The following is a 7,832-nucleotide window of genomic DNA, read 5'->3' on the forward strand; positions in this document are numbered from 1 at the left end:
TGGAATGCCTGTGGAAGCAGGTTTGCTCCCCCCCAAAAGCAGCATTTGGAATGCCTGTGGAAGCAGGTTTGCTCCCCCCAAAGGCAGCATTTGGAATGCCTGTGGAAGCAGGTTTGCTCCCCCCAAAGGCAGCATTTGGAATGCCTGTGGAAGCAGGTTTGCTCCTCCAAAAGGCAGCATTTGGAATGCCTGTGGAAGCAGGTTTGCTCCCCCCAAAGGCAGCATTTGGAATACCTGTGGAAGCAGGTTTGCTCCCCCCAAAAGCAGCATTTGGAATACCAGTGGGAGCAAGGCTTGCCCGCGATGAGGCCATCATGGGCGCAGCTTGAATCGCATCAGATCCAGATCGCGTCCCACAATGGGTAGTCCCCAATTTTTGTAACTAAACCGGCTCGCAGCGGGTTTGCCACGATATATCGAGCGACTGTTTGCAGATATTCCTCCTTGCGAATGGCCCGGTCATGAAATCCCTCCTGCCAAAGCGATCCTTCCCGCTGCATCAATCGATTGAAGACAACCGTGGTCCGAGACTTTGTTCGCGCGATCAGCTTGGAGAGTTCTATACCCTGCAATTCGATCAGCCAGTGAAAATGGTTTGGCATCACCACCCAGGCCAACGAATGGGCAAATTGTTCTTCCTGAGCCTTTCGGAAGGCATCGACTACTAAGCGTCCGGTCTCGAAGCGGCCAAAAAACGGCTCGCGGTCGCGCGTATTCACGGTCAGTAAATAGATTTGTCCAGACTGCGAATAACGTCCGGAACGCAACTGTTGGGAATGAGGCAGTGTTGTCACAAGTGATCATCCTTAATCTGTCCTTTAGTTCAAGGCTAGGACAGCAGGAGTAGATCCGACTTGGAATGTTGGAGCAGGATGTGTCTGGTCTGACGCCATCGCGGGCAAGCCTTGCTCCCACAGGGATTAGATGTTGTCCATGCAAGCGGCGACTCCCAGGAAGGGGTCAGGCCCTGAACTGGCTTGGCGCCACGCCGCTCCAGCGCACGAAGGCGTGGCGGAAGCTGGCGGTTTCGCTGAAGCCCAGTCGTTCGGCGATTCGATAGATCGGCAATTGGTCCTCGCAGAGCATCTGCTTGGCCCGTTCGAAGCGCAGTTCGTCCAGCAGTTCCTGATAGCTGCAGCCCAGGTCCTTGAGGTGCCGGCGCAAGGTGCGCGCCGAACAGTTCATCTGTTCGGCCAGGCCTTCCAGCCCGGGGGCGGCGTCCAGTTGGGCGTCGAGCAACTGGCGGATCCGCCCCAGCCAGGCCTGGCGTCCGGTGAACTCGGTGTTCTGCCGGCGGCAACGTTCGGCCATGGCGTGGTGGGTGATGGGGTCGGCCAGGGGCAAGGGTTGTTCGAGCCAGTGGCGCTCGAAGGCGAACGCATTATCGTCGCTGTCAAAGCGCACCGGGCAGTCGAAGGGCGCGGTGTAGCGTACCTGGTAGTCGGGCGCCGGATGTTCGAAGCGTGCCGCACGCAAGGGCAGTGCATGACCAAGGAGGTCGTTGCAGATGACCTTCAGCGAAACCATGCAGAACTCGGCATTGAACACCGCCAGGGCCGGGTTCTCCCGATAATCGCTGGCGCTGAACCAGATGTACTGGCCGTCATCGTCCAGGTTCAGTTCGAAGAGTGTTCCCAATAGCGCCGGATAGCGCAGCGCCAGGCGCAAGGCGTCACCTAAGGTGGCACTGGTGAGCAGGGCATAACCGAGCATGCCGTAGGACGAAACGTGCATGCGCCGGCCCAGTTCCAGGCCGATGTCGCGCTTGAGGGCCACGGCGTTGGCGCAGACTTGCATCTCCTGGTTGGTGGTGATGCGCGTATCGGCCCGGCTCAGGTCCGCCGCGCTGATGCCGCTGCCGGCCAGCAATGCATCACTGGACAGCCCTTGGCTCTTGAAGGTGCTCAGTACCAGGGAGACGGCGTTGAGGGTGGTGAGGTGGGAATGAAGCATGTCCGTTTCCAGCCTGGAGGAGGTTGGAAACGGAGCAAGTTATATGCCGGATGAAAATCGAAGGTTCAACACAACCTCTAATGTGGGAGTAAACCTGTGGGAGCAAAGCTTGCTCGCGAAGAACGATGACGCGACCTTACAGTTGATCCGTGTCGCCCGCATCGCGAGCAAGCTTTGCTCCCACAAGTGCCCCCTCCCACAGGGTTTGCCGGGTGTCAGCTCAGCTCGCCACACAGGTCCAGCTCTACCAGCCGCCGAACCTCATCCACTGGCAGCCCTGCGCCAATCAAGGCCTGCAACTTGCCGAACGCGGCCTCGCGGGTCATGCCGCCGCCGGACAGCACGCCAACGCCACGCAAGCGACTGCCAGCTTCGTAAACGTCCAGCTCGACGCCACCTTCATGGCATTGGGTCACCGCCACCACCACCACGCCGCTGTCCCGCGCCCGCTCGAGGCTGGCGAGGAAGGCCGGGTTGTCGCTCGGCCCGGTGCCGCTGCCGTAGCATTCCAGCACCAGGCCCTGGATGCCGCTGCCCAGCAGGCCGTCGAGGATCTGCGCGCTGATGCCGGGAAACAGCGGCAGCGCCGCGATGTTCACCAGTTGCTTGGGCTGGTTGTAATTCAACTGCGCCGGCAGCGAGGAGGCTTTGACGCCGCCACCCTGGCGTTCCAAGCGCTTGAACGGGTGGCGACCGAAGCTGCGCACTTTCGCGCAACGGGTTGGCGCCAGCAGCTCACCGTGGAAGTACAGGTGCACGCCCGGCGCCAGACCCTGGCCAAGGGCGACCAGCGCGCCGCTGAGGTTTTCCCAGGCGTCGCTGTCGGTCACGCCGGCGGGCAGCATCGAGCCGGTGAAGCAGACCCGCGCATGCAGGCCCAACAGTTGGAAGCTCATCGCCGCGGCGCTGTAGGCCAGGGTGTCGGTGCCGTGCAGGATCAGGATGCTGTCGCAACCCTGCACGTCCACGGCATCGACCACTGCTTCGCGCAGTTGCTGCCAATAGGCCGGGGTCATGTTGGCGCTGTCGATCAGCGGCGACATTTCCCGGAAACGCCATTGCGGGACGACGAGTTCGGGTTGGCTGTGCAGGTAATCACGCATCCGCGCTTCGAAACCGGATGCCGGGGCCAGACCGTGGGCGCTGGCCTGCATGCCGATGGTTCCACCGGTGTAGAGCACCATGACGTGCTGCGCGGCAGGATAGGTCGAGGAATTCATGGGGGTTCTCCGAGGACGAAAACGGCAGCTCTACTTCGCTGCCACAACATAAGGCCGAGCATGACGCCGACCTTAGGCTGTGTCACGCCGGGCGCAGGGGATGCGCCCGGTTTTTTGCTTGTTACCGATCAGCGTTGCGCTGCGGCCACGCCAGCAGTCTCGGCGTCAGGTTTGGCAACCGGTGCCGACGGGGTGGCTGGCCATGCGTTGCGGTCCAGGTCCAGGTCCGGGAACTTGCTGGAGTCGAAGACTGGAACCTTGATGCCGGCCGCACGCTGGTCATCGTAGTCACGCAGGATGCGCATGCCGACCTTGAACAGCAGGAACAGCGCGATCAGGTTCACGAACGCCAGCAGGGTCATGGTGATGTCTGCGAAGGCGAACACGGTACCCAGGTTTTCGATGGCACCCCAGAAGATCAATACCAGCACCAGGGCGCGATAGCCGATCAGCACCTTGCGGTTTTCACCGACCATGAAGCGCAGATTGTTTTCACCCAGGTAGTAGTTGTAGAGGATCGAGGTGAACACGAACAACGACAGGGCCACGGAGATGAAAATCCGACCCCAGTCACCGACCACGGCGGCCAGGGAGTTCTGGGTCAGAGCAATGCCGTCGCCTTCGAAGCCAGGGGTGTAGAAGCCCGACAACAGGATCAGCAGCGCGGTGCAGGTGCAGATCACGAAGGTGTCCAGGAACACGCTGAACGCCTGGACCACACCCTGTGCTACCGGATGCTCGACCGAGGCTACGGCGGCCACGTTAGGCGCACTGCCCAGGCCGGCTTCGTTGGCGAATACGCCACGCTTGACGCCCATGATGATGGCGCTGCCGATCAGACCGCCAAAGGCTTGGTCCAGACCGAACGCACTTCTGACGATAGTCGCCAGCATGTCCGGTACGTGTTCGAACTGCAGCACGATCACGTAGAGAGTTACGCCTATGTACGCCAGGGTTTTGACCGGTACCAGCAGGTCGGCCACCTTGGCGATGCGCTTGATCCCGCCAATGAACACCAGGCCCAGCAATACCGCCAGGGCCAGGCCGGTGTAGGTAGTGTCAAAGCCGAAAGCGTTGTTCAGGGAGTGGGTCACGGCGTGGGCTTGCAGGCCGTTGAAGGCGAAGCCGAAGGTGATCAGCAGCAGGAACGCCATGATCATGCCCAACCAGCGTTTCTGCAGGCCGTGCTGGATGTAGTAGGACGGGCCGCCACGGTACTGGCCTTCGGAGTCGCAGCGCTTGTAGAGCTGGCCGAGGGAGCATTCGAAGAAGCTGCTGGACATACCGACCAGGGCAGTCACCCACATCCAGAACACCGCACCAGGACCACCCAGGGTCACGGCGATGCCGACACCGGCGATGTTGCCCGCGCCGACACGGCCAGCCAGGCTGAGCATCAGGGCCTGGAAGGAACTGAGTTGGTCAGTGCTGCTTTTCAGGCTGTCACGGAACACCGTGAACATGTGAAAGAAATGACGGAACTGCACGAAACGCGAGCGGATCGTGAAGTAGCCACCGAGCCCGACAATGAGCACGATCAGCACTTTCCCTGAAAGGAAGTCGTTGATGACTTCGAGCATGAGTATTCCTCGCTGTTTTTTGTTTAAGCAAATGCTGGCCATTTGAAATGTCGCGTTACATCGGTCGGCGCGCGGCACGACAGGTGAGGCAATGTTTCGTCCTGGTCCATTTTTGCGGGTTGTTATTAGTTCGGTTTTCGCATGTTTAAGGATCTCGCTGCAGACGATCACTCATGCGAAGAGGGGCGGCACTATACCTATCAGCGCGGTGCCCGTCTGCACAGTTGTGGTGCATCCGACGAAACGAATCCTTTGAAACACCTGGCCTTTCGGTCAGGTTATTGTGGGGGCAAGCCTGCTCGCGTTGGCTGGCGACGCGGTTTACTACGGGCAGCACGTCGTTGTTTATCGCGAGTAGGTTCCTTCCCACAGATTCAGTCATCCTTTGCTGCTATCAATTAAAAAAAGGGCTTGGGGAAGATCCCCAAGCCCTCAAAAGGTGAGAGGTGTCTAGTCCCTCGACCTGGTGAGCGGTGTTCGTGTCGATCACGCTTTGAGCGGTACCAGACGCGGAGCAATCATGTTTTCCGGGCGCAGGATGTCGTCGAGCATGGCGTCGTCGAGCAAGCCTTCTTCGCGCACCAGTTCCAGCACGCCGCGGCCACTTTCCAGGGCAATACGGGCGATGCGGGTGGCGTTTTCATAGCCGATGTAAGGGTTCAGGGCGGTGACCAGGCCGATCGAGTGCTCGACCAGTTCACGGCAGCGCGCTTCGTTGGCTGTGATGCCGACGATGCAGTGCTCGCGCAGCATGTCCATGGCCCGTTGCAGCAGGCGGATCGAGTCGAAGATCTTGAAGGCGATCAGCGGTTCCATCACGTTCAGTTGCAGTTGGCCGCCTTCGGCCGCGATGGTCAGGGCCAGGTCGTTGCCAATGATCTGGAAGGCCACCTGGTTGACCGCTTCGGGGATCACCGGGTTGACCTTGCCGGGCATGATCGAGCTGCCTGGCTGGCGAGCCGGCAGGTTGATTTCGTTGATGCCGGTGCGCGGGCCGCTGGACAGCAGGCGCAGGTCGTTGCAGATCTTCGACAGCTTGACCGCAGTGCGCTTGAGCATGCCGGAGAACAGCACGAAGGCGCCCATGTCGGAGGTGGCTTCGATCAGGTCGGCGGCCGGAACCAGCGGCTGGCCGCTGATGGTTGCCAGGCGCTGTACGGCCAGGGCCTGGTAGCGCGGGTCGGCGTTGATGCCGGTGCCGATGGCGGTGCCGCCCAGGTTCACTTCAGTGAGCAGTTCAGGCGCCAGGGTTTTCAGGCGCGCCAGGTCTTCGCTCAGGGTGGTGGCGAAGGCGCGGAATTCCTGGCCAAGGGTCATCGGCACGGCGTCTTGCAGCTGGGTGCGGCCCATTTTCAGGACGTGGCTGAATTCTTCACCTTTGACCGCGAATGCCTGGATCAGGCTGTCGAGGCTGGCCAGCAACGCGTCGTGGCCCAGCAGCAGACCCAGGCGGATCGCAGTCGGGTAGGCGTCGTTGGTGGACTGCGCCATGTTCACGTCGTTGTTGGGGTGCAGGTACTGGTACTCGCCTTTCTGGTGGCCCATGGCCTCCAGCGCGATGTTGGCGATGACTTCGTTGGCATTCATGTTGGTCGACGTGCCAGCGCCGCCCTGGATCATGTCCACCACGAATTCTTCGTGGAAGTCGCCGCGGATCAATCGTGCACAGGCTTCACTGATGGCGGCGTGCTTGGCTTCGCTGAGCTGGCCCAGTTCGCGGTTGGCGTCAGCGGCGGCCTGTTTGACCATTGCCAGACCGACCACCAGCTTAGGGTAATGCGAGATCGGGACGCCGGAGAGACGGAAGTTGTTTACCGCTCGTAGGGTCTGGATGCCGTAATACGCTTGCGCCGGTACTTCGAGTACGCCAAGCAGGTCTTTTTCTGTGCGGAATGATGCAGCGGAGGACATGATGGAAATCATCTCGATAAGGACCCGGTCTGAGCCGGAACGCTGCGAATCCTAGGCTCTGGAAAAAAATAGGGCCAATGCTGTTAAGCACTGGCCTATGCATATTCGGCATAATGTCGGTGTGACGTCGGCGGTGCGACGAACGTGTGACCTGTTTTGGTGCGTTTAAGGGAGGCGTGATGAATCTTGAAAGCAAATGGCTTGAGGACTTCAGTGCCCTGGCCGCTACCCGCAGTTTCTCCCAGGCGGCCGAGCGGCGTTTCGTGACCCAACCGGCCTTCAGCCGGCGAATCCGCAGCCTCGAGGCGGCGCTGGGGCTGACCCTGGTCAACCGTTCGCGCACGCCGGTCGAGCTGACGGCGGCGGGGCAGTTGTTCCTGGTGACGGCGCGCACGGTGGTCGAGCAGCTGGGTGAAGTGCTGCGTCATTTGCATCACCTGGAAGGTGGACAGGGCGAAGTCATCCAAGTGGCCGCTGCCCACTCCCTGGCGCTGGGCTTTTTCCCGCGCTGGATCGCGCAATTGCGCAACGAAGGGATGAACATCGCCACGCGGCTGGTGGCGACCAACGTCGGCGATGCCGTCCACGCCTTGCGTGAAGGGGGCTGCGACCTGATGCTGGCCTTCTACGATCCGGATTCGGCCATGCAGATGGACCCGGAGATTTTCCCGTCGCTGCACCTGGGCCAGACCGAGATGCTCCCAGTGTGCGCCGCCGATGCCGATGGCAAGCCGCTGTTCGACCCTGAAGGCGAGGCCAGCGTGCCGCTGCTGGCCTACAGCGCCGGGGCGTTCCTCGGGCGTTCGGTCAACCAGTTGCTGCGCCAGCGGGCGCTGCGGTTCACCACGATCTACGAGACGGCCATGGCCGACAGCCTGAAAAGCATGGCCCTGGAAGGCCTGGGCATCGCCTGGGTGCCGCACCTGAGCGTACGCGCCGAACTGGCCCGGGGCGAACTGGTGATCTGCGGCGGCCCGCAATGGCACGTGCCGTTGGAGATCCGCCTGTACCGCTGCGCCTTGGTGCGCAAGGCCAATGTGCGGTTGTTGTGGCGCAAGCTCGAAGGCGGCGTGGCGCAGGGTGCCATCGGGTCCTGAAACCCACGCAGAACCCCTGTGGGAGCGGGCTTGCTCGCGAATGCGGTGTGTCAGTCGCCACCTTCTTAACT

7 protein-coding genes are annotated in these 7,832 nt (G+C 61.2%); 2 read left to right on the forward strand and 5 right to left on the reverse strand.

Going from position 1 to position 7,832, the window contains the following annotated elements; genetic code table 11:
- A partial coding sequence (locus AD662_RS29620) for a hypothetical protein (protein WP_211264866.1) occupies positions 1 to 329 on the forward strand: 329 nt, incomplete at its 5' end.
- A gap of 6 nt (positions 330 to 335) precedes the next feature.
- Here AD662_RS29620 and AD662_RS00480 read toward each other — a convergent pair.
- The 5 genes from AD662_RS00480 to aspA form a co-directional block, all read right to left on the reverse strand.
- A complete protein-coding gene (locus tag AD662_RS00480; protein WP_053184880.1) occupies positions 336 to 794 on the reverse strand; it encodes an REP-associated tyrosine transposase in 459 nt (152 codons plus the stop codon).
- A gap of 166 nt (positions 795 to 960) precedes the next feature.
- Positions 961 to 1,953, reverse strand: coding sequence for an AraC family transcriptional regulator (locus AD662_RS00485; RefSeq protein ID WP_053184883.1), 993 nt, complete (start codon positions 1,951 to 1,953; stop codon positions 961 to 963).
- A 215-nt stretch (positions 1,954 to 2,168) separates the two neighbouring features.
- Positions 2,169 to 3,173: an asparaginase gene (locus AD662_RS00490; RefSeq protein WP_018604699.1), complete on the reverse strand. Its 1,005-nt coding sequence runs from the start codon at positions 3,171 to 3,173 to the stop codon at positions 2,169 to 2,171.
- Between the two features lie 128 nt (positions 3,174 to 3,301).
- Positions 3,302 to 4,753 carry an alanine/glycine:cation symporter family protein gene (locus tag AD662_RS00495; protein WP_053177453.1) on the reverse strand — a complete coding sequence of 484 codons (1,452 nt, stop codon included), beginning with the start codon at positions 4,751 to 4,753 and terminating at the stop codon, positions 3,302 to 3,304.
- A gap of 486 nt (positions 4,754 to 5,239) precedes the next feature.
- Positions 5,240 to 6,664: an aspartate ammonia-lyase gene (gene aspA, locus AD662_RS00500; protein WP_018604702.1), complete on the reverse strand. Its 1,425-nt coding sequence runs from the start codon at positions 6,662 to 6,664 to the stop codon at positions 5,240 to 5,242.
- A gap of 179 nt (positions 6,665 to 6,843) precedes the next feature.
- Here aspA and AD662_RS00505 point away from each other — a divergent pair, with 179 nt between their 5' ends.
- Positions 6,844 to 7,761, forward strand: coding sequence for a LysR substrate-binding domain-containing protein (locus AD662_RS00505; RefSeq protein WP_018604704.1), 918 nt, complete (start codon positions 6,844 to 6,846; stop codon positions 7,759 to 7,761).
- Positions 7,762 to 7,832 lie beyond the last annotated feature (71 nt).

Source organism: Pseudomonas kilonensis (assembly GCF_001269885.1).
Taxonomy (GTDB): Bacteria; Pseudomonadota; Gammaproteobacteria; order Pseudomonadales; family Pseudomonadaceae; genus Aquipseudomonas; species Aquipseudomonas kilonensis.

Excerpts from the sequence above, each read along its gene's own strand:
- aspA (WP_018604702.1), bottom strand. The coding sequence starts at position 6,664 with ATGTCCTCCGCTGCATCATTCCGCACAGAAAAAGACCTGCTTGGCGTA.
- AD662_RS00485 (WP_053184883.1), bottom strand. The coding sequence starts at position 1,953 with ATGCTTCATTCCCACCTCACCACCCTCAACGCCGTCTCCCTGGTACTG.
- AD662_RS00490 (WP_018604699.1), bottom strand. The coding sequence starts at position 3,173 with ATGAATTCCTCGACCTATCCTGCCGCGCAGCACGTCATGGTGCTCTAC.
- AD662_RS00495 (WP_053177453.1), bottom strand. The coding sequence starts at position 4,753 with ATGCTCGAAGTCATCAACGACTTCCTTTCAGGGAAAGTGCTGATCGTG.
- AD662_RS00505 (WP_018604704.1), top strand. The coding sequence starts at position 6,844 with ATGAATCTTGAAAGCAAATGGCTTGAGGACTTCAGTGCCCTGGCCGCT.